Origin of the sequence: Limnothrix sp. FACHB-1083, from assembly GCF_014696485.1 — a bacterium.
Classification (GTDB): domain Bacteria; phylum Cyanobacteriota; class Cyanobacteriia; order CACIAM-69d; family CACIAM-69d; genus CACIAM-69d.
On the sequence record NZ_JACJQD010000005.1, the window covers coordinates 239047 to 265646 of the forward strand.

A 26600-nucleotide genomic window follows, 5' to 3' on the forward strand; every position below is an offset into this window, starting at 1 on the left:
CAACCAAGATCACCATAGTCACCGATCACCATGGTCAACCCAGGAACCCGATACACTACTAGATAGCGATACTAGATAGCGATTAACCAAATAGCAATTCAACGGCGATCTTTCCGATTGCCCCTCAGGCTGCATCCATCCCAACGGCATTCAGCCCGGCTCTATCCGGCCAGGCTCTGCCCCTGTCTCGTCTACTTCTCCTGCTCCCATCCCCCTTTAGCGACTCACAGCACCGGCGGCGCGCTATGTCATTCGAGATTCAACGAGGGCTTTTTGGTCACGATGTGACGGATCACTATGCCATCCTGGGCATTCCGTTGGGGACAGATCCCAAAACCGTGCGCAAGCGGTTTTTACAAATTGCCCCCCGACTGCATCCCGACACCTGCTCCGCTGCCAATGCTCAGGGCAAAGCCTATGCCCAGCAACTGATGTCGCGGCTGGTGAACCCCGCCTACGCTACCCTCTCCAACGATGCCAAGCGGGCAGATTACGAGGCCGTGTTGCGCACGTTGCATAGCCGCTTGCCCCAACAGGCCAACAAGGTGGCCATCCAAGGGGCCCTGGCCCGCGAGCTAAGTCAGGCTGCCAATGTACAGGGCACGTATCTCAAGGCGTTACAAACCCTCACCGCCAACCAATACGACGATTTGGAACAGGTGCTGAACCGGATTGCCGAAATCAGCGAACTGAATTTGGTTTACCTGCTCAAAACCACATCGGGCAGCGCCAGCCCAGCGCGTCCGGCCGCTGCTCCCCCGCCACCGCCACCGGCCCAGCGGCCCGCCCCCACCCCCAGCAGCGGCGGGGAAACCACGGGAGCCCGAGAAGGGGCCGCCAGCAATACGCAGTTTGTGGTGCGGGCTTTGCAACGGGCGGAGGAATTAACCGCGAAGGGCCAATTTGCGATGGCGATGCAGGAGTTGAAGGATGCGCTGAAGATTGATGGGAACAATGCCGATTGCCATGCCTGGTTGGGCAAGGTGTATTTGGCTCAAAAGCAAGGAACCTTGGCCAAGGTGCATTTGACACGGGCGCTGGCGATTGATCCGCGCAATGCGATCGCCCTGGCCGCTAAGCAGGAACTCGATCGCGCCACGGGCGGCCAAGCCACGGGCCAAGCCACGGGCCAAACCGCCAAACCCAACAAACCACAGCCCAAAACAATCGGGGGCGGCAAAGATAAACCCGGCGGTGGGTTGTTTGGGGGCCTGTTTGGCCGTAAGAAGTAGGGGGCCGATGTTCACTGCCCGATCGATTTCGTTTCCCCCCTGACACCATGGCAATTCACCAACCCCCGACCGGCGCGCGCGATCTGTTGCCCCTTGATGTGGCCCAGAAGCATTGGATCGAAACCAAGCTGCAAGACGTGTTTCAGCGCTGGGGCTATCAGTGGATTGTCACGTCCACCCTGGAACGGGTCGATACATTGGTGGCGGGCGGTTCGGTGCGCCGGGACAAGGTGATTCAAATCTATGACAGCGAAAGTGAGGATCTGGGGCTGCGGCCGGAGCTGACGGCTTCGATCGCCCGGGCCGCCGTTACCCGCATGGCCGGCGTGACTCACCCCCAGCGCCTTTGCTACAGCGCCAATGTGTTTCGCAAGCCCCCCAAGGGCAGCGCCAGCCGCCAGCAGGAGTTTTTCCAATCGGGGGTGGAGCTGTTGGGTGTTGGGGGCGTGGCGGCTGATGTGGAGGTGCTGTTGCTGCTGACGGACTGCCTGGAGCGATCGGGCGTAGCCGATTGGCATTTGCTTTTGAGTGAGGCGGGCTTGACTCGATCGCTCCTGGAACCCTTCCCACAACCCTGGCGCGATCGGGTGCGTTCGGCCATGGCGCGGCTCGATCGCCTGGCCATCGAAGCCATGCCCCTTGACCCCGCCCTGCGCGATCGGGCTTTGATTTTGTTTGATCTGCGCGGCCGCCCCATGGACGTGATTCAACAGGTGGGCCAACTGGACTTAACCCCCGACCAGCAAGCCATGCTCGATCGGCTCAAAACCACCGTTGACCTGCTGCAAGATTACGGTCGAGCCACCGAACAAACCCTGCCGATCGTCCTGGATCTGAGCCTCATTCAAACCTTTGACTACTACACTGGCATCGTCTTTGAAGCGATCAGCAGCGCCGACACCGGTCACGAAATCCTCGGCCAAGGGGGGCGCTACGATCAACTGCTGGGCCTATACGACCCCGACGGCAACAGCTATCCCGGCATTGGCTTTTGCTTAAACCTGGAACCTTTGCACCGCGTCCTTTCCAGCGGAGAGCGCCTGCCCAATCAACTGCCCGCCAGTGACTGGTTAGTGGTTCCAGCGGGGCCGCGCGCCCGGGCCGCGGCCTTTGTCTATGCCCGTCGTCTGCGCACGGAAGCCCCCAGCTTGATTCGGGTGGAATTGGACTTGCAAGCCACCGTGACGCGGGAGTCGGCCCGCGATCGCGCCCGGGCCCGTCGCATCGGGCGGCTGGCTTGGGTGCAAGAGGACGGCTCGATCGAAACGGAAACGATCACTAAGCGCAAAGGGCCTGAAGCCCCCTAGCGATCGGGCCCATCGGCAATCAGCGAATCCGCGAGCACCGGATCCGTTTCCAACAAATCCCCCGTGGACGGCAACTGAGCATGGGGAGCCATTTGCAAAAACAGCCGATAGCGATCTAACTGGGCCGATCGCAGGCTGCGGCGCAACTCATTGTCATACAACCCTTCAAACACCACCCGATCTTCCTTCTGGGTGGTTTCCGGGGCCAAGGGTAATGGCTCCGGCCCATCGATCGAAACCAGGTTATACTGGACATTTTCCGTGTAAATCGCAAACGTCACATTGAAAATGTCAAAGAAATATATCGCCCAGCGGCATTTTTCTTCATCAAACTGTTCGTAATATTTCACCAATCGCGCAATACACAGATCCAAGTGCGATCGGGTGCTGGGGGCAATCAAAACCAACTTCAACAGAAAAATGGTCAGCGTTAACGCACTGCCATTCGACAAAATGAGCAGAAAAAGCCGCGAGGGATTATGCAAATCTTCCGTCGTCAGAAACTGAATTAAGTGGCGGCAGGTCTCCGCCTGCAAATCTTCCGTAATCACCTCATCATGATGTTCCGCCAGCAAGCTCGCTAACTTGTCTTGTAACTTTTGGCGAACCACCTTCGTCATGTGATCTTGGGTACTTTCCAATATGATGTATTTCAGCAGACTTTTTTTATAGCCGTGATACCTCAGTCCTTCCGTTTGTTGCAGAAACAAATTGGACAGGCTGGAGTAGCTGTATTTTCCCGTTCTCAAAACAATTGATTTCACAATTTTGAGCACCTGATCACCCAAATTGGTTGGATTTTTCAGGCGCTCTCGATCGCTCCGGCTCGATTGAGACTTAGCCATATACATCGCCAAATCAAACTTAAAACGCTCCCGCCACTGTCGCGCATAGGCCGCCGCCGCTTCCCGTTGCTCTAAGGGGTTGTTGGGATCCACCGATTGGGCCACCAACAGTTGCCCCACGTAACGACTGCTCCAATGCTGCTCATCAGGTGTAATAGCAGTTGCTGTAATCTGATCGGACTGCAATCGAGTGCGCGTGGCCGTCATTTCTGACTGACTTTGGTCAGAAGCTTGGGAATGATCTAGCTCGTGACGCGCAATGAAAAGTTTTAGCTCGTCATAGTCATTACTACTAATGAAATCCGCAACCCACTGGCGCACCCGATTCAACGATAAGGACGCGCTATCACTATGTTCATGGGAATGCTCAAACATCGCAATCAGGCGATAAATAAAAGCCTCATTCCGACGACTAGCCCAGTTATTAATCAAGATGTAGCAAGACCGTTTGAGAGTAGTTTGAAAGGCCTCTTGATTATTGAGAAAAACTAGTTGATATAAAGCATGTAAAGGCTTGCTATCGGTTGTGTCACAGCAATTAATAAACAAGCAGCAAAATTCGTGCAGAACTTCCTCCGGCGAAAGATTCTGCACCGATCGAATCAGGTGTTGAAAAATAATGTCTTGAATCTGCGGAACCGTTAAACGGCTTGGAAGTTCACTCTTGGGCGCAGGCGAAGCTCCCAGGCCCTGAGAATCGGACTGATGGCGGCTGGCAGATCGATCGCTCATGGCAGAAAGAGGAGAGGAGGGCAGGAGAGCGTCCATGGTGGAGTTGTGCCGAAAACCCATCGGTTGTAGATGCAATGAAACAGAAACAATACGTTAAATGGGGTTGAATGTTGGAAATTGCTCATTCCAAACTGATCACCAACCTGCCGCATTAGCCCGGAACCTTCACTCACTGAAATCGCAGCCATCAGTCTCAGTGATAGCTGTGTGATCGCTGTTGAGGGCCGCTGCTTGATGATTACAGTTGAGCAACTTAATCAACATCAATTCAGTAGGGATTTGCATTGGTCAGCGCCAATTCCTGACAAGTTCTGCCAATTCTGGCTCATCAGTCGCGAAGGTTTGTGATGACAACCAGGGGGCAACCACGAGCACCAGCAAATTGGTGTAAAAAAAGGCACTTAATAACACTTAAGTATGAACATATTCCGAGTCTAGCAAATTCAGATTCACTATCGGTAGAGTGTTGTCAGCCCTACCCCCCAAATACTTCACCATTAGCCACTAACAGTTCAACAATCAAGCTTTGTTGACTGTCATGGGTTTGGGGAAAATTCCCTAGCTCTACGTGGGGATACTGGAATTTCTATCAGGCTGAGTTCAAGGGTTTGGATCGCTCAACAAAAAACCCCCTGAACCAGGAACCAGCTCAGGGGGTGATGAATTGACCGGCAATTCAACAGGTCGTTCAACCGTCAATTCAGTTGTTAATGGGTGATGCCCGAGAGCACCACAAAGCAAAAGACCGCTAGCCCGTGATGCCCGACAGCACCACGAAGCCCAAAACCGCCGCAAACACGATCAACGCATAGAACTGGGCGCGACCGTTCTCGAAGTACTTCAGACCTTCGCCGGAAATCAGGGTGACGAAACCGGTCAGGTTCACCGCGCCATCGACGATTCGGAAATCCACTTCCATCACCTGGCGGGCCAGGCGGCGGCTGCCTTGGACAAACAGTCGATCGTAGATTTCATCGAAGTACCACTTGTTCAGGGACAGGCGATAGAAGAAGGGAATCTTTTGGGCGATCGCGCTGGGGTCGATCGACTTCTTGAAGTACATCAAGGAAGCCAAGGTAATCCCGATCAGCGCAATGCCCACGGAGTTGCCGCCCATCACCAAAAACTCGGTGAGGTTAAAGGCGTGTTCCGCGTGCTCGGCAGCGTGGGGCGACTCCAGGAAATGCTCAAACAGGTTGTTCCAGGGCACACCCAACAGCCCGATCAGCATCGAGGGAATCGCTAAAACCACCAGAGGCAGCACCATCGTGGTGGGCGACTCATGCGGCTCGTGGGCGTGGTGATGGTCGTGGTCGTGGCTCAGTTCCTTGGGATCCATCGCGCCGGGGCCGAAGTTCGGGGCCACTTCCACGGGCACGGGCACAGCGGCCGCCGCCAACAGTTGCTCTTGGATCGCCTTGTCATTGCCCCGGAATTCGCCTTCAAAGGTGTTGAAGTACATCCGGAACATGTAGAACGCGGTCACACCGGCCGTCACCCAGGCGATCGCCCAGAGAGCCGGGTTAGCCTCAAAGGTCAGACCCAGAATTTCATCCTTCGACCAGAACCCGGCAAAGGGCGGAATCCCGCAAATGGCCAGCGTCCCAATAAAGAACGTGCCCGCCGTAATCGGCATATATTTCCGCAAACCGCCCATCAAGCGCATATCCTGCGCCAGCACGGCGTTGTGGCCAACCACCGCTTCCATCCCGTGGATCACGGAGCCGGAACCGAGGAACAGCATCGCCTTGAAGTAGGCGTGGGTCATCAGGTGGAACATCCCCGCGCTGGATGCGCCCACGCCCATGGCCATCACCATGTAGCCCAACTGGGACATGGTGGAGTAGGCGAGGCCTTTTTTGATGTCGTTTTGGGTGATGGCGATCGAAGCGCCCAGCAGGGCCGTGAAACCACCCGTCCAGGCGATCACGGTCATCACGTCGGGCAGCCCCTCAAACACCGGAATCATCCGGGCAATCAGGAACACACCCGCCGCCACCATCGTTGCCGCGTGGATCAGGGCAGAAATCGGCGTGGGGCCTTCCATTGCGTCCGGCAGCCAGACATGCAACGGGAATTGGGCAGACTTGGCGACGGGGCCGAGGAATACGAGGATGCAAAACAGGCTGGCCACGCCCGCGCTCAGGGAGCCGGAAGACACCAGCTCTTGCAGGCGATCGCCCATCACGTTGAAGTCAAAGCTGCCGGTACACCAGTAGAGCGCCAACAGCCCCAACAACAGGCCAAAGTCACCCACCCGGTTGGTCACGAAGGCCTTTTGGCAGGCTTCGGCGGCGGGTTTGCGATCGAACCAAAAGCCGATCAGCAAATAGGAGCACATCCCCACCAGTTCCCAGAACACATAGATCTGAACCAGGTTGGGGCTGATCACCAGGCCCAGCATCGAGGAGCTGAACAGGCTGAGGTAGGCATAGAACCGCACATAGCTCGGATCATGGGCCATGTAGCCATCGGTGTAGATCATCACCAAGAACGCCACGGTGGTGACAATCACCAACATCAGGGCGCTCAGGTGGTCGATCGTGTAGCCCATCGTGATGTGGAAGTCTCCGGCGGCCGCCCATTCAATGCTGCGGGCGAAGGCTTCATGGCCGTTGAGTTGGCTCCAAAACAGGGCAAAGGCCATGGTCATGGCCCCACCGATCGTGGTGAGGATGACGATCGCGTTAATTTGCCGCAGCTTGTTGGTGAATTGGTTAAAGGAAATCAGACCCAGGCCGACCAGCGCTGCACCAAGCAACGGCAAGACCGGCACGAGCCACGCATACTCGTAAAGCGGTTCCATCGCACAAGCCTGTGTTACAAGACAGGACGTTCAAAAGTTGTCTGGCCGGGCGATCGGGCTGGGGCTGGTGGCGGGGAATGCAGCCAGTGACGGATGCAGCCAACAAACGGCCCCAGAGTAATCGTCACGATCCGGCAAAACCAGTGACTATTGTGGCATGGGTGGCCGAGGGCGATCGGGCAGTTTTGCGTTGGTATTTGGGATCACGGGGCGATCGGGCAGCCCCTGAGTTAAAAACGAGTTACAAACCTCTTTACATTTCTTAAAAAGCAGTTACAATTGTTTACAACACCCCAACCGAGAGCAACCACCATGACGCAACGCGGCTACACCACGGAAGAACTGGGTCGTTTGAACAACTTCGCCGTTGAACCCAAGGTCTATGTAGACGACGTGCAGCGTGTGGGCTTCACCCAATACGCCGAACAACTGAACGGCCGCCTGGCAATGATTGGCTTCCTGTCTGCCCTGGCTGTGGAATTGGTCACCGGCCATGGCGTTGTAACTTGGCTCACCAACCTGTAATTGACCCACCACCCCAAGACTCACGGATTCTCATTTTTCAGGGGATCCGTTCTCAGCAAGTCTTCTTTTGGTCAATCAACATTAAGTTTCCCTTCGATCTCTAAAGAATCCATCATCTAAGGAATCATCCAGGACTGCCTAGGCAGTCCTTTTTTTTACTGCTCTATTTTTGTTGCTCTATTTTTGATTTTTGATTTTTTATTGAATTTATTCCTTTTTGGATCAATTTCTTGCTGGTTACAGCCCTGGCGGCGATGGATTGGGGTTGCCTAATTTGGCCAAATCAGCCACCTCAAAAGACCAGATTGGCTGGCGGGGGGCCAGCAGCCCCCCAAATGTCGCCGCCAGCAAGAGACTTCTAGATCTGTAGCCTAGAGACCCAGGCCCAGAGACCTAGGCCTAGAGACCTAGCCTAAAAATCTAGAGCCTAGAGACCTAGGCGCGGAATCCTCGTTGGTGCATCACCAAATCCATGAACTCCTGGCGGGTTTTCGGATCTTCCGCAAAAACTCCACGCACCGCACTGGTCACAGTCCAAGATCCTGGCTTTTGCACCCCACGCATCACCATGCACATGTGGGTTGCTTCCACCACCACGGCCACTCCTTGGGGCATCAGCAACCCTTGAATCGCATCGGCAATTTGGGCCGTCAGCCGCTCTTGCACCTGGAGCCGTCGGGCATACATTTCGCAAATCCGAGCAATTTTGGACAGGCCAATCACTCGGCCATCGGGAATGTAGGCCACGTGGGCCCGGCCAATGATCGGCAGGATGTGGTGTTCGCAGGAGCTAAACAGGTCAATATCGCGCACCAAGACCATCTCATTGGCGTTTTCGTGAAAAACAGCACCATTGAGCAGTTCATCTAGGGATTGTCGATAGCCCGAAGTCAGAAACTGCAAGGCTTTGACCACTCGCTTGGGGGTGTCGCGCAGGCCTTCGCGATCGGGATCTTCCCCCAATCCAATTAACAGCGTCCGCACAGCTTGCTCCATCTCGGCCTGGCTGACGGGGGGTTTGGCCGCCGTGGTGATCAGGTTGGGCCGAGGTGACTCGATCGAAAGGGTCATAGGGATTGAGATTGCGGTGAATTGGAGTGGATTGGGAAACGCCCACCCAGCCCGATCGGGTAGGTGAGCGTGCAGGTTGAAGAGATTCAGAGTTTGGGCGGCGCAACCCATCCAGCCCTAGAAACCAGCATTGGCTCCATGACTTGGGTTGGCATCAGACCAGTTATTTGGAGCAACTGGCTTGAATTTCCCTTGAGAAATTATAATGATAATCATTCTCATGCGATCACTTTTGCATCAAATTGCTGATGCAGATCGCTAATACAGATCGCTGATGCTGGCTGAAGCGAGAGGCTGACCCATCGATCGCGCCGTCTCTAGCCGCGCCATCTCTAACCGCACCATCTCGATCGCACTGACTTTTGAAAACGACTTTTGAAAATCGGAGTGTTTTAATGACCGTCACCCCCATTTCACCAACCACCCAGACCACAGACCCGATCGCCCCGGAATCCACATTGGAACCAATCCTGGAATCAACAGCGGAACCGATCGCGCGGCCACGGCGATTGCGCCGATCCGCCACCCTGCGGCGAATGGTGGCGGAAACGGTGTTGACGGCCCAAGACTTGATCTATCCGGTGTTTGTGATGGAAGGGACGGGGCTGGTGGAGCCAATTCCCTCGATGCCCGGTTGCGATCGCCGATCGCTCGATCGGTTGTTGGAAAAGTTGCAGATGATTCAAGGGGTGGGCATTGGGGCGATCGCCCTGTTTCCCGTGATTCCGCCCGCCCAAAAGGACGCGATCGGCTCCGAAAGCCACAACCCCAACGGCCTTGTGCCCCGGGCCGTCAAAGCCATCAAAGCCGCCTTTCCTGATCTATTGGTCTTTACGGATGTGGCCCTCGATCCCTACACCACCCACGGCCACGATGGAATTGTGGATGAGGCGGGACGGATTTTGAATGATGAAACCGTGGCGGTCTTGACCCAACAGGCCCTGATGCAAGCGGCCGCAGGGGCGGATTTTGTGGCCCCGTCCGACATGATGGACGGCCGAGTGGGGGCCATTCGCCAAGCCCTGGATGCGGCTGGATTTTGGCAAACGGGCATCCTGGCCTACAGTGCCAAATATGCCTCGGCCTATTACGGCCCCTTTCGGGATGCCCTAGATTCCGCCCCACAGTTTGGCGATAAGAAAACCTACCAGATGGATCCGGCTAATCGACGGGAAGCGCTCAAGGAGGCGCTGTTGGATTTGGCGGAAGGGGCGGATGTGTTGATGGTGAAACCGGCTTTGGCCTATTTGGACATCATTTGGCAACTGAAGGCCCAAACCCAACTGCCGGTGGCGGCCTACAACGTGTCTGGGGAATACGCCATGGTGAAGGCTGCCGCCGAACAGGGGTGGATTGATGAACGGGCGATCGTGCTGGAAACCCTGTTGGGCATGAAGCGGGCCGGGGCCGATTGGATTTTGACCTATCACGCGGTGGACGCGGCCCGCTGGTTAAGGGAGCAGCCCTAGCGGGTGGCTAGCTCGATCGCCCCCACAACCCGATCGAGCTGCTCCAGGGTCAGGCCCGGAAACAGGGGCAACGAGAGAATTTCATTGGCTAACTGTTCCGTCACCGGGAAGGCCCCAGCTCCGTAGCCCAAGGATTGCAAGGCCGGTTGCAGATGGCAGGGAATGGGGTAGTGAATGCCCGCAAAGATCTGTTGCTGTTGCAGGGCCGCCAGCAGTTGATCGCGATCGAGCCGACAGGTGGGCTGCACCCGCACCACGTAGAGGTGATACACATGGCCCAGCCCCGACTGATTGGCGATCGGGACAATGCCGCGATCGGCCAGGGCCGCCAACCGCGCATCGTAGGCCGCCGCCAACTGGGCCCGGTCTTCATTCCAGCGGGGCAAATGGGGCAACTTCACGGACAACACCGCCGCCTGCAACGTGTCAAGCCGCGAATTCATGCCCAACTCTTCGTGGAAATATTTGCGAGGTGCGCCGTAATTGCGCAACATCCGCACCTTTGCCGCCACGGCCGCATCGTTGGTGACCACGGCTCCACCGTCCCCGATCGACCCCAAATTTTTGCCCGGATAGAAACTAAAGGCCGCCGCCCGTCCCAAGGAGCCGGCCAACCGCCCGCCCCGCCGCGCCAAGTGGGCCTGGGCCGCATCCTCAAAAATCAACAGACCGGTGCGATCGGCCAACGCCAACAGGGCTTCAGGATCCACCATTTGCCCATAGAGGTGAACCGGAATTAGGGCCTTGGTTTTGGGGCCGATCGCCCGTTCCGCCGCCGCCAAATCGATCAGCGCCGTGTCCGGATCGCAATCCACCAACACCGGTTGGGCCCCCGATCGCAACACCCCCAGCACCGTGGCAATGAACGTGTTGGCTGGCACAATTACCTGATCTCCCGGCCCCACGCCACAGGCCGTTAGCCCCAAGGCCAACGCATCGGTTCCCGTGCCCACGCCAACACAATGTTCAACGCCACAGGCCGCCGCAAAGGCCGCCTCAAAGGTGGCCAAGGCCTGGCCGAGCACAAAATCGCCCCGATCGAGCGTGCTGGCAATGGCGCGATCGAGTTCGGCCCGCAAGCTCTCGTGTTGCATCGACAAATCCACCAGGGGAATCGGCATTGCCATGGGCGTAATCGGAGCGGTCACCATTGGACCATGGGTCAGGGAAGCCGGCACAGCATCGGTCATAGTTAATTGCTCAATCCAAAAAGTAGCGGGAAGATCGTTCAGTATCTCGATTTTGGAGCCTGATTTCGCCAGTTGGTGTGCACCGGGTGGTAGTTGCTCCTGTACCATGCGTTCAGTGTCCCGTTTGCGGTTTCCTGAATCGTCCCGAATCGCCTCCGACAGCCATCTTTGGTAACTGTCTTTGGTAACTGTCTCGGGCACTTAATCTTCGAGGCAACACCGTTCAGGCAACACCGTTCAGGCAACACCGTCCGGAACCCCACAAGGCACACAGCCCCATTGTTGCCACCCATGCTGTTGGGGGTTAATCAACAGAACTTTTGGAGAACGTTGTTCATGGCCCCACTGAGTCAGGATTCAGCCGATCGCCCCAAATCCAGCCCCCTCCCCGATCGCCCATCCGGTTGGCAGCGGTGGCGGGAAAGCGTGCAAATTATCGGCATTGCCCTGGTGCTGGCCCTGTTGATTCGCACCTTTGTGGCAGAACCGCGCGTCATCCCTTCTGAGTCGATGTATCCCACCTTGGCCGTGGGCGATCGGTTGGTGGTGGAAAAAATTTCCCACTGGTTCCGGCCCCTGCAACGGGGCGACATTGTGGTTTTTGCGCCGCCGCCCCAACTGCAAGCCCTGGGTTACCCCCGCGATCAAGCGTTTATTAAGCGGGTGATTGGGTTTCCGGGCCAAACCATCGCCGTCAAAAACGGCCAGGTTTATTTGGATGACCAACCCCTCACGGAGCCTTACACCCTGGAGCCACCCACCTACGAGTTAGCGCCCGTCACCGTTCCTGCACAAATGTTGTTTGTCATGGGTGATAACCGCAACAATAGCAATGACTCCCATGTGTGGGGCTTTTTGCCGATCGAGAACGCGATCGGGCGGGCCTGGTGGCGGTTTTGGCCGCTCGATCGGTTCGGTCTCACCAGCCGCTAGCCCCAGCCACTGGCCGGAAGCGCGACCCAACCCACCGCTTAAATCCAAGATGACTCCGTGTAAGTTTTCTTGGATTGAAGTTGATCTCGCTCAGATGCAACTTAAATTCAACCGTTTTGAATCGTTTTTAATTATTAATTCGACTATTTCAGCCGTTTGAATTCTATTGACTCGATTTCTGAAGACTTTTTTCACGCCATAGCCATTTTTCAATAGACTTTTCATCATCCGTTGGCAACCCTTCCAGCCATCCAGGTAGCTTCCTGACCCCGATCGCTCCATGACCGTTGCCGACTCATTTTCCTGGGATTTTGACCCCTCGTTTAGACCTATCAATCCCCCTATGGATGATTGGGATTTGTCGCCTCCGCCGCCCTCCGAAATGGGGGATCGCGAGGTGCTGTTGGATGGGATGCATCTGGCCGGCCGGCGCATTGCCCTCCTCGTTTGTGGCAGCATTGCCGCCTATCGATCGCCCGATGTGGCCCGGGCCCTGCGTCGCCAAGGAGCGGATGTGGTGGCCTTTGTGTCGAAGGAGGCCCGCCGCTACGTCACCTTGGAGGCCCTGGAATGGAGCACCACGAACCCCGTTGTCACCAAACTCACGGCGGCGGCCGAACACCTCAGCGATGCGCACCCCTTCGCGGCTTACTTAGTGGCCCCCGCCACCTACGACACGATTAATAAAATGCGGCTGGGGATTGCCGATGGCGTGGTGACGGCGACCCTGGCTTCGGCCATTGGGCGCATGGAGGCGGGCCGCGCGGAGGTGTTGGTGGCTCCGACGATGCATGGCACGATGCACAACTCCCTCCTGACGGATTCGTTGCAGGCCCTGCGATCGATTGGGGTACGGATGATTCAACCCCGCCGCGCCTATGGCAAGAACAATTTGCCCGATCCGCAAACCATTGTGGTGCAGGTCTGTCGGGTGCTGAGTCGATCGCCCCTGCACGGTGTGCCGGTGATGGTGACCGGTGGGCCAACGCCGGTTCCCTTGGATGCCATTCGTCGAATTACCAACTGCTTCACGGGGCAACTGGGAATTGAAATCGCCAAAGAACTCTATCTCCGGGGATCCCAAGTGCATCTGGTGCATGGGGCGGGCAGCACCGCGCCACCGGACTGGATCCCCCACACCATTACACCGACCTATCACGACTATCGCGATCGGGTGTTGTCGCTGTTGCAGGAGCGGGATTATCGGTTCGGGATTTTTTCGGCGGCCGTGGCGGACTATCAACCCGTGCAGATTCACCCGGGCAAAATTCCCAGCGGCGGCCAGTGGAAGACGATTCAACTGCAACCCACGGAGAAGGTGATTGACCTGGTGAGCGAGTTGGCCCCCCAGTTGGGTTTGATCAGCTTCAAGTATCAAGAGGGGGTGACTCACGAAGCCCTGATGCAAATTGCCCACGATCGACTCCAGCGGGGTCACTTGGCAGTGGTGGCCAATCGGGGGAATGAGACGGGGCCCCGGGGAGAACAGGTGGCCTATTTGGTCACCCGGGATCGATCGCCCCTGCGGATGTTAGACAAGCCGGGAATTGCGATGGGCATTGCCGATTGGCTGGAAAGCCTGTTCTAGGTTTTGGCTGATTTTTTGCCTAATTTCTGGTCTCAAGGTCTTGTCCTAATTCCTGGTTTCATTCTCCCAATCTTGGCGAATGGCGATGGCTAACGGCTCGCAAAGCTGTGGGGCCGGGGCGCTGGTTAGCCGATTTGGAGCGATCGGTGCGATGCTATAGGCGCTCGCAATCGCCCAAGGGGACGGCCCCAAAAACATGCAACCTGCGCATATATCGTTTAAAACCGATTGAGATTGAGATTGCGATCCTGCTGAAATACTGTTGGAAGACTGCTCAAACAAGCTTGCCCATAGGAGCTTGGTGTGGGCAAGTTTTAAATCGCGGCTGGGTAGCGGTGCTGGGCAAACAGTTCCCGCAACTCCCAAAATTTCAGCAGTTCCGGCAATCCAAGCAATTCAAACAGTGCAAGCAACTGAGTGGGTTCATCGCCAGCGCTCACCCCGGTCGATCGATTCCCCGATCGCCCAGGGCCCGATCGCGTGATGTTGAGGAGTTAGAACACAATGGTTTATGCGGCTGGGGTTAGTGGTTCGGGAAGCATCGGGTTGACGTGGGATGCGGGCACGTTGGCGAGTTGGTTCGATCGCTACCTGGCTCCCCATGGCATCCGCACCAAGGTTTCGGCACAAATGACCGGCCAGATTGATGTGTGGGTGGAGTGCCAGCAAGAACCGGAGCGCGATCGGTTGGTGCGGTTCATTTGCCACCGACTCCATGGCTTGAATTTGGCGGCGGTGGAAGGGGTGCGGATCATGGCCCGGCGCGTGGGTCAGCCGGAATTGCTGTGGCAGCAGTCGGTGCAGTTGGAGCAGCGGCCGGGCCTCAGTTCCACGGCCTATTATCAGCAGGTGTTGCCCCGATCGCCCGAGCAGCAGGTGATGCAACGCTTGGCCCATAGCTGGCTGGTGGCGCGAGATGGTTGGTCAGCACTGGCGACGGCCACGCGCGATCGCTGGCGATCGCCCGTTGGCATGGATCTGGGCACTATTTCCCAATGGTTGCAGCCGGTGGGGCAAAGTTTGGGGGCTGGGCTAACGGTCGATCGGCTCAATGGTCGCTGCTTGGTGGTGGAAGTGCAGTTACCGCCAGAGGCCGCGATGGCAGCAACGGCCGCCGAAGTCATCTCCAGCGATGGGGAAAGTCTGGCGACCTCAAACACTTCAGGCAGCCCTTCAGACAGCACCTCAGACAGCGCTTCAGACAGTACCTCAGAATCCCTGAGCCAACCCCACATCGTGCAAACCATTTGCCGACGACTGTGGCAATTCAACGCCTCAGAACAAGGCCAAGTCAGCGGCGTGCGGATTCGGGCCACGGTGTCAGGGCAGGTGGATCCCCTTTGGCAACAAACGATTCGGATTGCGGCTCCGGCGGGCCGGCGGGAGTTAGGGCTAGCGGGATTAACCCAATGGGCCACGGATCCGGCCCTGGAACCCATCTGGCGATCGGTGCTGTTGGGCGGGGCGACGATCGTGCCCTTTGTGTTGGCCCTGTGGCTGGCTAGTTCGTCACCCGATACCACCCGATCGCGCCCCCAACAACCCTTGGCCAGCCCTCGCAGCGGCAATTCCACGGAACAGGTCTTGCCCCTGCGCCCGGCGATCGCTCCCGTGGCCAATCGGGTGCGGCAGGTGCGGCCACCCGTGGTGCAGGGAGCTTTGGAACTGTTGCCGGTGGTAAATCACCCACCCGCCAATCCCACCGATCCGGCGGTGACCTTGATGTTTGGGGGAGATGTGACCCTGAGCGATCGGGTGAAGCGGCGGTTAGGGGGAGATTGGTCGGCGGCGTTGGCCCAGTTTCCCGAGTCCCGATCGGTCGATGTGGCCATGGTGAATTTGGAAAACCCCATTACGGATGCTGACCGCAAGCGATCGGGCAAGCGTTTCAATTTCCGCGCGGAACCGGAATCGGTGGCCGCCCTGGAAGCGGGGGGCATTGACCTGGTGACGCTGGCCAACAACCACACGATGGACTATAACCGGCCGGGTTTGTTGGACACCTTGGCAGCCTTGGATCAAAGCGACATCCACGCGATCGGGGCCGGGGAAAACATCACCGAAGCCCGTCGCCCCAAAATCTTGGACGTGAAGGGTCAACGGATTGCCTACTTTGGCTATTACAACGCCCATTGGCACGCGGCCACGGAAACCAGCGCGGGCACTAACCCACGCGAAAACGAGGCCTTGGCGGCAGATATCCAAGCCGTGCGCGATCAGGTAGATTGGGTGGTGGTGAATTTCCACTGGGGCGAAGAATTGGCACGCTATCCCGCTCCCTACCAACGGTCGATCGCCCGGCGAGCCATTGATGCGGGGGCGGATTTGGTGGTGGGTCACCATCCCCATGTGCTGCAAGGCGCTGAGGTTTACAAGGATCGGGCGATCGTCTATTCCCTGGGTAACTTCATTTTTGGTGGCCACTCGCGCAGCACCTACGATACGGCGGTGCTGAAGGTGGCCCTGCGCGATCGCCAAATGAAGGTGGACTTTGTGCCAGTGCGGGTGCAAAACTACCAACCCCGGGTGGCTAAGGGCGATCGGGCGAAGGAGATTTTGCAGGAGCTAACCTACATTTCCCGCCGGTTTGACCAACCCCTGACCCAATCCATGGTGTTGACGGCTCGATCGGCTCCCAATCTGACTCCCAATTCTGGCTCGGGTGATTTTGTTTCAAGCAATCCCGATTCTGGCAATCCCGATTCTGGTAATCCCGGTTCTGGTAATCCTAGTTCCAGTGCCCTCCCAATGACGATCGCCCCAACGGCTCCACTGACAGCCACCGGAGATCGCCCCCAACCCCAACTGCCGAGCTTCACCCGATCGGCCGCAACCACCAACGGGCAATCGCCGATCGTGGTCGCCCCCCTGCCCAGCCCCGCAGCGGCTCCGATGCCCAGCAACTCGCCCGTCGTAGCCAGTGCCCCGATCGCTCCTCAGCGCCCCTCTCAAGCTGGGGCTAACCCCATCAGTTCTTCTGACGGCAGCGCGATCGGCCAGCGAATCCAAGCCACTGGTCAATCGGCACGCGATCAACTGGCGCAATTGATGACCGCCGTGGAACTGAGCGAACTGGTGCGCAATGCAGAAGCCCCCACGGATGAAGCGTTGGGGTCTAGCAACCGTTCCGTGTCGGCCATCACGGCTCCGGCAGGAAACCCATCAGCAACACCTAGCCCCATGGGCAGCGGCCCGCGCCGATCGATTTCCTTTGAAATTGGCCCAGAGGCCACCAGCTCAGAGCCAGCCACCGGGCGATCGACCACCAGCCCTCAACTGCCCTTTACGGCCCCTACCCCATCGGGAGCCACCCAGGACAACGGGTTCACGGCCGCGCCATCTTCGATGCCCACCAACTACAGCAGCCTCAGCCTGCCCGCGTTGGTAAAGTCAGCGGCCGATCGGGCCCAGGCCATCCTGGAGCCATAGCCATTGATTAGCCCCCATGGTTCCAGGTTCAGGCTTGGGGCGATCGGGGCTGACATTGAGGGCAAACATGGCTTGATCGACCCGCAATCCGCAACCGCTCGATCGCCGTGCCACAAACGCGGCAGGGTTGCCCCTTGCGGTTATACACCCAAGCTTCCCCGCCGTAGTTACCGTTTACCCCTTCCAGGTTCACAAAATCGCTAAAGGTTGTGCCGCCCGCCGCCAAGCTGGCTTCCAGCACTTGCCGAATTTGCTGATGGAGATTGCCAACCTGTTCCATGCTCAGGTCTGCGGCCCTTGTTTCTGGCCAAATGCCTGCCAAAAAAAGGGATTCGTCGGCGTAGATATTGCCCAAACCGGCCACTAGGTCTTGATCTAGCAGGGTGGCTTTGATGGTTTTGTGGCGTTTTCGCAGCCGCTCCGCAAAGTAATCGATCGAAAAAGCCGGGTCAAAGGGTTCTGGTCCCAACTTCGCCAAACCGGTGATCACTTGTTCGATCGGGCGATCGGGTGACACCCACCACAAATGCCCAAACGTGCGCTGATCCACAAATCGCAATTCTCGCTCGATCGCGTTGGAGTGCAGTCGCAACCGAATCCGCGTGTGCTGATGTACCGGAGTCGCCGGATCCACCCACAAAAACTGGCCCGTCATTCGCAAATGGGCCCCCAACCAGCCGGCCGGCCGTTGCGCTCGCTGCAACTCGCCCAGCAAATACTTGCCCCGTCGTTTCCAGCTCACCAGGCAACAGCCCTGCAAGCCCGCTAAAAACGCCTCGGGTTCCGGAGCCGCCACCGCTCGATCGAGCAGCACTTCACCCCCCACAATCAGCCAGCCGGGAGTTGCTGTGGCCAACCCCCGCCGGACGGTTTCTACCTCTGGCAGCTCTGGCACAACATCCCCCGGCCTTGCAAAGAACCAACCCACGAATCAGACCAAGGCCAGCGCCCTGGTTTGCGCAACGCTGCCACCATCCCCAACGGGCGATCGCAGCGGTGATTCGCCTATTTTTTCGGAGCAGCTTTCGGTGCTTCCACCACTTCCAGCTCTTCGGGCGCAAAGTTGTTGGTGTTAATGCCCGAGTAATTGACCTTCTCAAAACGGACAATTACCGGGTATTTGATGCCGCTTTGGTCGACCGAAGCAACCGTGCCCACATCCCGATACCAGTACGACTCGGGGCGCAGAACCCGCACCTTAGCACCGCGTTGAACCGCCATAGGTTTATCTTCCTTTGGTTTATTTTTCTCTCTTTTGACCCCATCCCCAGGCTTAAGACTTGGGGACTTTGGCCCTAAATTAAACAGCCGAAACTGTTTAATTCATCCATGGGTTGACGCTGCCTTGATCGCCCCCAGAAATCTGGATGAACCCGATCGGCGCGTCGATGTTGAGTCTCGGACTGACTGCCCGTGACGATCACACCCACATCGGAAGGACAGCCCAGAAGGCCAGTCCTGTTGAGTCCCGTTTAGGGTGAAGTGGCTGCTCTCTAGGCTACTATCGCCCAGCCAACGACTAAAGGGGTGAGGTTTTAAGTTTTATTACTCGCTAAACCGAGGGCAGCCAACCAGGGCCTTGATTCAAGTGTTGATTCAAGTGTTGATTCGGGCACTGACTCGGACACTGACTCGGGCACTGATCAAGCCATGGTCGATCGGGCTATTGATCTGAGAACTGATTCGAGAACTGACCTGAGAACCCTGGATCGGAATCCGTACCCGTCTAGTTGTTGCCAACGTTGGGCCAAACACAATCTCCCGCCCATTCCCGCTTGAAGCCCAGGCGCGATCGATTGGGAACCGTCAAAATCACAGGGTTTGTTTGCTCATCGACCAGGTTGTAAGCCTGGAGGTGTTGCTGAGTGGTGATGTTGCAGTAATACCGACGGCTACCCACGGTGTAGAGAAACTGCCAAATATTGCGCCAGTTGGTTTCGCGATAGATGCCATCGGGCCAAGGGCAAATCCCTGTATCCGTCCGGCCCCGATCGAACGTGGAGCGATCGCCCACCACTCGCACCACACCATCGCCCCCAAAAGCCGTCAACTGATCGCGATTCATCACGCGGCACATGCGACCATCACCCGCAACCCAACGGATAGTGGAATCGCTCATTCGCCGATAAAAGCCCGGCGGCCAACTTTGCTGGGCGTTGCTCGGTAACGAGTTACCAACCATGACCACCGCAGCGGTGGCCGCCATGCAAGTTGTGGCCAAAACGGCCCGAATCCACGTTGTTCGCGTTAAACCAGCCATGTCCTCACTCCTTTCTGGTTCACTTCTTCCTCGCTCGGATGCGTGGCTCAACCATCGCTGAACCGTTCTAAACCTTGAGCACCCGAGGACTCTCTCCACAGCTTTTAACCATGAAGAGTCGGGAACTGCGGATACCCAAAACCATCAGCAGCCACCAGTCACCCAAACAACAACATCAGGGTTTTAGAAATTTGATAACAGACCGTCAGGCAAATTTGGTTCAGCAAACTTGATTAAGTAATTTTGGCTGAATAATTCTGGTTGGGCAATTCTGGTTGAGCAATTCTGGCTGAGCAAATCGGGTTAGGGAAATTTGGCTGAGCCAGTTGGGTTCGGCAATTGCTTGAGCGATTTTGCTGAAGCAATCCCTAACGCATGGCGATCGGTTGGGCACTGTCGCCCACATTTTTCGCCACTTCTTGGCCGTATTGCTCAAAAATCACCACCGGATCCAGAGTCTTGCTCAGTTCCACCCGCTTCACCAAAACCTGGCCATTGGCAATTCGATCGCCCACATTCACGTAGCGCTCGGAGTTCTCACCGGGAATTTGCACAATGATTTGGAATCGATCGCCCACTTGCACCACACCAGTCACCCGCAAACTGAGGGCATCCGTGGGCGAAGGAGGCGCAGGCGGCTGACTGGGAACCGTCACAGGCGGCACTTGCGGCCGCGCAGCCACCGGAGAGCGGGCAGGTGTGGGACGACGCACCGCCGGCCGCGGCTTGGGCGGATCAACCAGCGTTGGTGGTGGATAGCCTCGGAAATCGCGGCCTTCCACATCGGTTTCCGGCTCTTGCCAAGTGGGGGATGGAATGGCAATCGGTCGGGGAGATTGGGTCACGCTGGGGCCCACAGGGCTGCCATCCGGCAACTTGGCCAGGGGCTGCACTTGCAGCGGAATCGCAAAGGGATCGCGCCGACTGTTCTTGCTATTTTGCTGAATTTCGGTTTGGGTTTGCTTGGCCCTTGCGTCAATGTTGGTGGGCTGAATAAACCGCTGGATGGTGGGTACGGCCGTCTTGGGGCGACCGGCAACCATGGGCGATTTGAAGTCAGCCTTGGGCACGGTGGCAGTGGGCGCATCCGTACCGCTGGCGGGGGACGCAGTTGGGCTGGCCTCGTCAGTGGTTGCAGTGTCTGTGGGGCCACCACAACTGGTGGCTGCCACCAGCAGGGCTACGGCTGCCCCAAACCGTACCAGGCTGGGCATAGGTGAATTCTCCGATGGTTGAGTCCGCGGGATGGTTGAGTCCAAGGGACTGAGCTGCCCAGCATTGTAACCAATGGCTAGGCGATCGTCTCGTTTTCTGAGTCCTGATCTCCGATTGGCCTCGGGTTTGGCAATGCTGCATCGAGAGCAGTCTCAATCAGGTTGAGAACTGGCCTCTGGCAGTTGCTGAATGGTCAACGTTTAGTCGTCAACGGGTTCCATCATGTCCTTCAAGGACTCGAGACCCTTGCGCACCCGACGGGAAACGGTCACAGCACTGATCCCCATTCGATCGGCCACTTCTTTTTGGGTCAAGTCATGGAGGAAAACAAATTCCAGAATCTGGCGAGTGCGCTCTTCTAGCTTGACCAAGGCTTGGTTCAAACGCAGGCGGTCTTCTTCGGCCAGTTGGAAGCTGCGATATTTCCGATCGGGGAGCGTGTCCCCCAAGGATGACGGTTCTTCTTCGTCGCTGCGTACCGGCGCATCCAGGCTAAGGGGCGATCGATTTTGACGAGCCAGCTCCACATGCTGCCACTCACTCAGCTCAATCCCGAGGGCTTCCGCAATTTCCCAATCGTTGGGCTGGCGGCCGAGTGAGTCCCGTAAGTTGCGGGTGATGGTAGCGGATTGCTGCTGGAGTTCCAACCAGCGGCGAGGAATCCGAATTGAACTACTGCGATCACGGAGGTAGTGCTGAATTTCGCCCCGAATGTAGGGAAGGGCAAAGGAGCTAAAGGCGTTGCCCTTGCTAGCATCAAACCGCTCGATCGCCCGAATTAGGCCAATGCTGCCAATTTGGAGCAGATCTTCGTAGCTTTCCTGGCATTGGGCAACCCAGTGGGCTGCTTCTTTCTTCACCAGGCCAAAGTTCAGCTCAACCAAGCGATTGCGCAGTTCCGTTGAGGGACAGGCCCGATAGGCGTTCAGCAACTCCAAACTGCGGGCGCGCAGGTCGTTGGGCGCAATACAAGCAGGACGAGCAGCCATGGTTACTAGCAGGGTAGTGCGTTGACTTTAGGGGGTCTGACACCCTGTTTCTTAGTGTATGGCCATTACTACCCGATCGCTGTGATTCATAGCACAGCAAAACCGCATTGTGGTTTTCTAGGTATTCTGCCCGGGATCACCGATCCATCAGACTTCGGCCCCAGTCGCTGATCCCGTTGATGGATTTCATTTCACTGGTCAAGTATCGCAAAACACCCGATCGCAGCCCCCAACGCCCCTCGGCCTTAATTCAGAGGCAGATCTGAACCAACCCGCTCAACCAAGGGGCAATTCAGCAGTGCGAGTGATGCCAGCCATCCAAGCGATCCCGACAAGCAGTCCAAGGCCACGATGCAATGGCAATGGCTTGACTTCTGCGCTGCTCAAGCCTCCGCTTCCAAAGACTGGAACGCTAAACCCAAACTTTGGAGCCGGGCCACAGCCCGTTGGTGTTCTTGCTCCACGGCGGGTAACCATCGCTGGGCGAGGGCGAGATCTCCTTGCTTTGCAGCGGTTTCAATTTGCTGGCTGGTTTGATACACCAACAGGGCCCCCATGGTTCCGCTGGTGGACTTGAGGGAATGGGCCGCATCCTTTAGGTGGGCCGTGTTGCCATTGCTCAGGGCCGATCGCACCTTTTCCAGCAGCATGGGGGAATCGCGCAAATAGAGTTCGATCGCCTCATCCAGCACCTCCACTTCCCGCAAACTGCTCAGGATTTGCTCATCCAAAATGGGTTCCTGATTGGCCGCCCACCCCGGGGGCAAGGGCAACCCGGCCGGCTCCGGGGCTGTTCGGTTAACCGCCAGGTCAACCTCCGACCCAACCCCATTTCGCTCCCCATGGCTGGTATGGGTTAGCGCCTCAGGGGCAACCGGTTCCGAGTCACCACTCACCAGGGCCGTCACCAACTGCGGTAGGGCGATCGCCACGGCTCCCGCACCGTTCTCCGCCACCGCAGGCAACACCGCATCGGACAAGGTTGGCGGTTCCGGCGCAGTTTCGCCGGTTCCCCCTTGGACAAACCCCCGAGAAGGACAGCGCCCCAAAGCCTCCGCCAGCTTCTGAATCCGGATCGGCTTGCTGATGTAATCATCCATCCCTGCTCGAATACAAGCCTCCCGATCGCCCTGCATCGCGTTAGCGGTCATGGCAATGATGTAGGGCCCTTGCTCCGTCACCCACTCCTGTCGGATCCGCTCCGTGGCTTCCAGCCCGTCCATCTCCGGCATCTGCATATCCATCAACACCACGTCATAGGGTTGACGACGCAGGGCCTCTAGCACCTCAATCCCATTACCCGCCACATCAGCCCGATATCCCATGCGCTGCAAAATCTGCAACGCCACCTTTTGGTTCACCGCATGGTCTTCCGCCAGCAAAATCCGCAGCGGGTGGAACTCGGCCATATGGGAATCCACATCGGCCATGACCGATCGAGCGGCCACCGTTTCCGCCGTGCGCCCACCCAACACCGTCACGATCGCGTTGTAAAGCTGAGATTGCTTGATGGGTTTGTTCACCACTGCCGCAAAAACCGGTGAGGCACTGCGCTCCTGGTAGCCCATCGGAGCCATGGCAATCATCCGCAACGGCGTTGTTTTGGGCAGCGCCAAATCCTGCAACCGTTGGGCCAACTGCAAGCCGTCCATCTGCGGCATTTGCAAATCCAGCAGCGCCAAATCAAAGGACTGTCCTTGCATCATCCAGGCGATCGCCTCCTGGGGTGAGGCGGTGCTTTGGGTCACCGTGCCCCAGGCCTCCACCTGCCGCACCAAAATATCCCGATGGGTAGCGTTGTCGTCCACAATCAACACCCGCTTCCCTTGCAGATAGGGCTGGACTTCGTAGAAATCCACCAGGGATGCATAGGGAGCCGCCGCCGCCACGATCGTGAAGTGAAAAACGGAACCTTTGCCCAGTTCGCTTTCCACCCACATGCGCCCGCCCATCATTTCCGAGAGCCGCTTGCTGATGGCTAACCCCAACCCTGTGCCGCCGTATTGGCGAGTGGTGGAAGAGTCCACTTGGCTGAAGGATTTGAACAGGCGGTTCATGCGATCGCTTGGAATACCAATGCCCGTGTCTCGCACCGCAAAGTGAATGTCGTAAAGCGGTGCGTTGTAGTCGTGGGAACGGGTTGGCGGAAGGGTGCTATCGCTTTGCAGCAAGGCATTCGATTCGTCGCTGGTGGTGTGGGGCTTGGCTTCCACCTGAATCACCACTTCCCCCCGGGCCGTGAACTTGACCGCATTGCCCACCAAGTTCACGAAAATTTGGCGCAGGCGCGTGATGTCCCCCACGATTAGGTTGGGAACGGCTGATCCCATCCAGTAGGCCAAGTCCAAGCCCTTGTCGCTGGCTTTGGCGGCTAACAAATCCAGGGACTCTTCAATACAACTGCGCAGATCGAAGGGTTGCGACTCCAAATCCAACTTGCCGGATTCGATTTTGGAAAAGTCCAGGATGTCGTTGATGATGGCCAACAGGGCATCGCCGCTACTGCGAACGGTTTCCACAAAGTCCCGCTGCTGACTGGTCAGTTCCGTATCCAACAGCAATCCGGTCATCCCAATGACGGCGTTCATGGGAGTGCGGATTTCGTGGCTCATGGTGGCCAAAAATTCGCTCTTGGCTCGGGTGGCCTCTAGGGCTTGGTCGCGGGCCCGGGCCAGATCGTCGGCGGCTTGTTTGCGTTCCAGTTCGCCGCCGATCCATTGCCCCATCAGCTCCAACAGACCAATATCAACGGCTTTGAAGGGCTGGTTACGGGTTTGATTGCTCCAAAAACAGAGGGTGCCGTAGCCCCGACGGCCGACGGTGATGGGTGTGCCGAGGTAGGCTTCGATTTCCAGGGCCGCATCGACGGCGGTGGGGCCGAGCTGGGCCAGGGATTTGGACTCGAAATACAGCGGCTCTTCGCGGGCAACGGCAATTTGAAAGATGGTGTTGCGCAGGGGGAACCGATCGCCCGCTTGCCAGTCCCAGGTGCTGGGCATTTGGGCGCGATCGCCCGTGTGAAAGATGCCCACCACGCGACATTGCAGATCGCCCACGGCGGCCATGCCACCGTTGTAGTCCGCAGGGTCTGGATCCGGGAGGGTGGCAAATCGATCGTCAATTTCCACCAGCAGCCCCAGTTCCAAGCCAAATTGCTCGCAACCCATTTGCAGCAACCGTTGCAATCGATCATCAAAGGTCAGTTGGCGGGCGGCGGCAATTTGATAGAGGCGACGGATGGAACTTTCGCTGTCACGCAGATCTTGCTCCACCTGTTTGCGGGGGGTGATGTCCCGCGAAACGGACAACGTGCCCTGAAATTCGCCGTTGTGGGAGTCGTAGATGGCGCGGCTGGTGGTTTCAAACCAGATGTAGAACCCATCGTGGCGGCGAATTCGATATTGGGTAGTGTAGGTGGCTTTGCGATCGCGGGCGTGCTGGTCTTCTTCAATGAGGCGAGCGCGATCGGCCGGATGGATAAAGTCCCAACGTTGTTGCCCCACCATTTCTTCCGGGTGATAGCCCAACAGGGCCATGCAGGCGGGGGAGGCATAGATATAAACATTGTCGGCCGTTTGCCGGGAGATCAGGTCGGTGGAGTTCTCCGCCATGATCCGGTAGCGCTCTTCGACACTCGATCGCTCCCGTTGGAATCGATCGAGCGCCTCCAGCATCTCATCGATATTGTTGGCCAGGAGACCCAGCTCGTCGCTGCCAGGCATTTCTAGACGGGTGGCCAGGTTGCCGCTCTGGCCAATGGTGGCCACCGCAGTGCTGAGGCGGGTTAAGCGGGCAAGCACCAATTTCTCGATCGACAGCAGGGCCACGCCCCCAAAGAGCACCCCACAAAACACCGTGGCGGCTCCCAAGTAGCGGATAGCCTGTTGGCTACGGTGATCAATTTCCCGAGGCAGCGTCACCTCCAAAATCAGGGCCGGTTCCCCTTCCAAGTTCCGCAGCAGAATTTCCGCCCGCAACAGATCCAAGGATTCCAGGGCCGTGATGGAGATTGGGCTGCGGGCCAAACCGGGCCGGCTCACCTCCAGGGTCATGGGCTGACCGAGGGTTCCAGAGTCCGCGGTCTGAAATTGTTCTAGGCTGACCGCCGGCCGCAGGGAAAGCTGTAATTCCACCCCCTCCGCCAGGCGATCGATTTCCACCTGATCCAACCAGCGGCCCACCACCAACGCGCCACGAATGGGGCCGGCTCCTTGACTGGTGACGATCGGGCGGGCCGCCACCATCAACACCCCTTCCGGCAGGGACACCAACCCTGAAATTACGCGATCGGGCTGATCCTGTTGTAAAAGCGTCGTTTGGCCCGGCCCAGCCAAATAGTCCAGCAGGGAGCGATCGGCTGGTTGCAACCGTCCCCGCTTCGCATCAAATCCTTGGCTGTAAAGCACTTGCTTCTGGCGATTCACAATCGCGATCGCATTCAGCCGCAAAGCCGTAAACGTGCGATCAATCAGATTGGACTGGATATAGGCAGGGTTGCGCGTTTCAATGAATTCATAGGTATCGTCCCACTCCGCATATTCCTGAGCCGCCACCGCCAGACTGTCGAAATCCGCCGAGAGGGCATCCATGGCCCGTTGAGCATCTTGGCGCGCATATTGCACCTCCAGGGCCCGAAAGTCCCCAGAGACCAACACCGACAGCGCAATGCAGAGCGTCACGATCGACACCACCGCCGCCATCCCCACAATCGCCAAGGTTTTTCGGCGTAAGTTCACGCGATCACCCTCCTGGCCCCCTGATAGTTCCGCCACATCAGCCCTTGGCCAATGGATTCGGGCCAACATCGCTGACCTGACCTGACCCATGGTTGACCACAGGGTTGATCGATCCACTGCCCCCGATCGGCTGGAGACCCCTGGGTCTCGGCCGGTGGTTTCGGTCGAACCTGACTTGGAAGCTGCCATGGCGACTGCACAACGATTTGCAACAGCAACGGCAAATGCACCTGAATAAATTCGCGATCGATCAATTGGAGACTTAATTGGCGA

19 protein-coding genes are annotated in these 26600 nt (G+C 57.6%); 8 read left to right on the forward strand and 11 right to left on the reverse strand.

Annotated elements, in window-relative coordinates:
• Positions 1–245: 245 nt before the first annotated feature.
• Together H6F46_RS08870 and H6F46_RS08875 are read left to right on the forward strand one after the other, a co-directional pair.
• The gene (locus H6F46_RS08870; RefSeq protein WP_190354333.1) at positions 246–1232 is read left to right on the forward strand and encodes a J domain-containing protein; all 987 of its coding nucleotides are present in this window, start codon (positions 246–248) and stop codon (positions 1230–1232) included.
• Between the two features lie 47 nt (positions 1233–1279).
• Entirely contained in the window at positions 1280–2539 is a 1260-nt protein-coding gene (locus H6F46_RS08875; protein WP_190354331.1) for an ATP phosphoribosyltransferase regulatory subunit, read from the forward strand.
• Here the strand turns inward: H6F46_RS08875 and H6F46_RS08880 are convergent.
• Positions 2536–4116, reverse strand: coding sequence for a hypothetical protein (locus tag H6F46_RS08880; RefSeq protein ID WP_190354329.1), 1581 nt, complete (start codon positions 4114–4116; stop codon positions 2536–2538). The genes H6F46_RS08875 and H6F46_RS08880 overlap by 4 nt on opposite strands.
• Before the next feature lie 748 nt (positions 4117–4864).
• Positions 4865–6922: an NAD(P)H-quinone oxidoreductase subunit 5 gene (locus H6F46_RS08885; RefSeq protein ID WP_190354327.1), complete on the reverse strand. Its 2058-nt coding sequence runs from the start codon at positions 6920–6922 to the stop codon at positions 4865–4867.
• Positions 6923–6933: 11 nt separating this feature from the next.
• Here H6F46_RS08885 and H6F46_RS08890 point away from each other — a divergent pair, with 11 nt between their 5' ends.
• Positions 6934–7188 (forward strand): hypothetical protein, encoded by a 255-nt coding sequence (locus H6F46_RS08890; RefSeq protein ID WP_190354326.1) that lies wholly within the window; start codon positions 6934–6936, stop codon positions 7186–7188.
• A gap of 46 nt (positions 7189–7234) precedes the next feature.
• Positions 7235–7447, forward strand: coding sequence for a chlorophyll a/b-binding protein (locus H6F46_RS08895; protein WP_099535357.1), 213 nt, complete (start codon positions 7235–7237; stop codon positions 7445–7447).
• Positions 7448–7882: 435 nt separating this feature from the next.
• Here H6F46_RS08895 and folE read toward each other — a convergent pair whose 3' ends face one another.
• Positions 7883–8518: a GTP cyclohydrolase I FolE gene (gene folE, locus H6F46_RS08900; protein WP_190354324.1), complete on the reverse strand. Its 636-nt coding sequence runs from the start codon at positions 8516–8518 to the stop codon at positions 7883–7885.
• A gap of 395 nt (positions 8519–8913) precedes the next feature.
• Between folE and hemB the strand changes: the two genes are divergently transcribed.
• On the forward strand, positions 8914–9987 hold the full coding sequence (gene hemB, locus H6F46_RS08905; protein WP_190354322.1) for a porphobilinogen synthase: 1074 nt from the start codon (positions 8914–8916) through the stop codon (positions 9985–9987).
• On the opposite strand, the gene H6F46_RS08910 is transcribed toward hemB, so the two are convergent.
• A complete protein-coding gene (locus tag H6F46_RS08910; protein ID WP_370567113.1) occupies positions 9984–11123 on the reverse strand; it encodes a DegT/DnrJ/EryC1/StrS family aminotransferase in 1140 nt (379 codons plus the stop codon). The genes hemB and H6F46_RS08910 overlap by 4 nt on opposite strands.
• A 390-nt stretch (positions 11124–11513) precedes the next feature.
• Here H6F46_RS08910 and lepB point away from each other — a divergent pair, with 390 nt between their 5' ends.
• Both lepB and H6F46_RS08920 read left to right on the forward strand, forming a co-directional pair.
• Complete coding sequence (gene lepB, locus H6F46_RS08915; protein ID WP_099535361.1) at positions 11514–12110, forward strand: signal peptidase I; 597 nt, start codon at positions 11514–11516, stop codon at positions 12108–12110.
• A gap of 343 nt (positions 12111–12453) precedes the next feature.
• A complete protein-coding gene (locus H6F46_RS08920) occupies positions 12454–13698 on the forward strand; it encodes a phosphopantothenoylcysteine decarboxylase (RefSeq protein WP_190354320.1) in 1245 nt (414 codons plus the stop codon).
• A gap of 314 nt (positions 13699–14012) precedes the next feature.
• Here H6F46_RS08920 and H6F46_RS19550 read toward each other — a convergent pair whose 3' ends face one another.
• Entirely contained in the window at positions 14013–14138 is a 126-nt protein-coding gene (locus H6F46_RS19550; protein ID WP_255407566.1) for a hypothetical protein, read from the reverse strand.
• Positions 14139–14202: 64 nt separating this feature from the next.
• On the opposite strand from H6F46_RS19550, the gene H6F46_RS08925 reads away from it, so the two are divergent.
• Positions 14203–17127, forward strand: a complete 2925-nt coding sequence (locus tag H6F46_RS08925; protein WP_190354318.1) for a CapA family protein — start codon at positions 14203–14205, stop codon at positions 17125–17127.
• A 28-nt stretch (positions 17128–17155) separates the two neighbouring features.
• On the opposite strand, the gene H6F46_RS08930 is transcribed toward H6F46_RS08925, so the two are convergent.
• The 6 genes from H6F46_RS08930 to H6F46_RS08955 all read right to left on the reverse strand — a co-directional run bounded on the left by H6F46_RS08930 (position 17156) and on the right by H6F46_RS08955 (position 26516).
• Positions 17156–18022: a DNA-formamidopyrimidine glycosylase gene (locus tag H6F46_RS08930; protein ID WP_190354316.1), complete on the reverse strand. Its 867-nt coding sequence runs from the start codon at positions 18020–18022 to the stop codon at positions 17156–17158.
• Positions 18023–18132: 110 nt separating this feature from the next.
• On the reverse strand, positions 18133–18348 hold the full coding sequence (locus H6F46_RS08935) for a photosystem I reaction center subunit IV (protein WP_190354314.1): 216 nt from the start codon (positions 18346–18348) through the stop codon (positions 18133–18135).
• Between the two features lie 505 nt (positions 18349–18853).
• On the reverse strand, positions 18854–19387 hold the full coding sequence (locus tag H6F46_RS08940) for a hypothetical protein (RefSeq protein ID WP_099535374.1): 534 nt from the start codon (positions 19385–19387) through the stop codon (positions 18854–18856).
• Positions 19388–19755: 368 nt separating this feature from the next.
• The gene (locus tag H6F46_RS08945; protein ID WP_099535376.1) at positions 19756–20601 is read right to left on the reverse strand and encodes a hypothetical protein; all 846 of its coding nucleotides are present in this window, start codon (positions 20599–20601) and stop codon (positions 19756–19758) included.
• Between the two features lie 201 nt (positions 20602–20802).
• On the reverse strand, positions 20803–21591 hold the full coding sequence (locus H6F46_RS08950) for an RNA polymerase sigma factor SigF (protein ID WP_190354312.1): 789 nt from the start codon (positions 21589–21591) through the stop codon (positions 20803–20805).
• Between the two features lie 383 nt (positions 21592–21974).
• Positions 21975–26516 carry a response regulator gene (locus H6F46_RS08955; protein WP_190354310.1) on the reverse strand — a complete coding sequence of 1514 codons (4542 nt, stop codon included), beginning with the start codon at positions 26514–26516 and terminating at the stop codon, positions 21975–21977.
• Positions 26517–26600 lie beyond the last annotated feature (84 nt).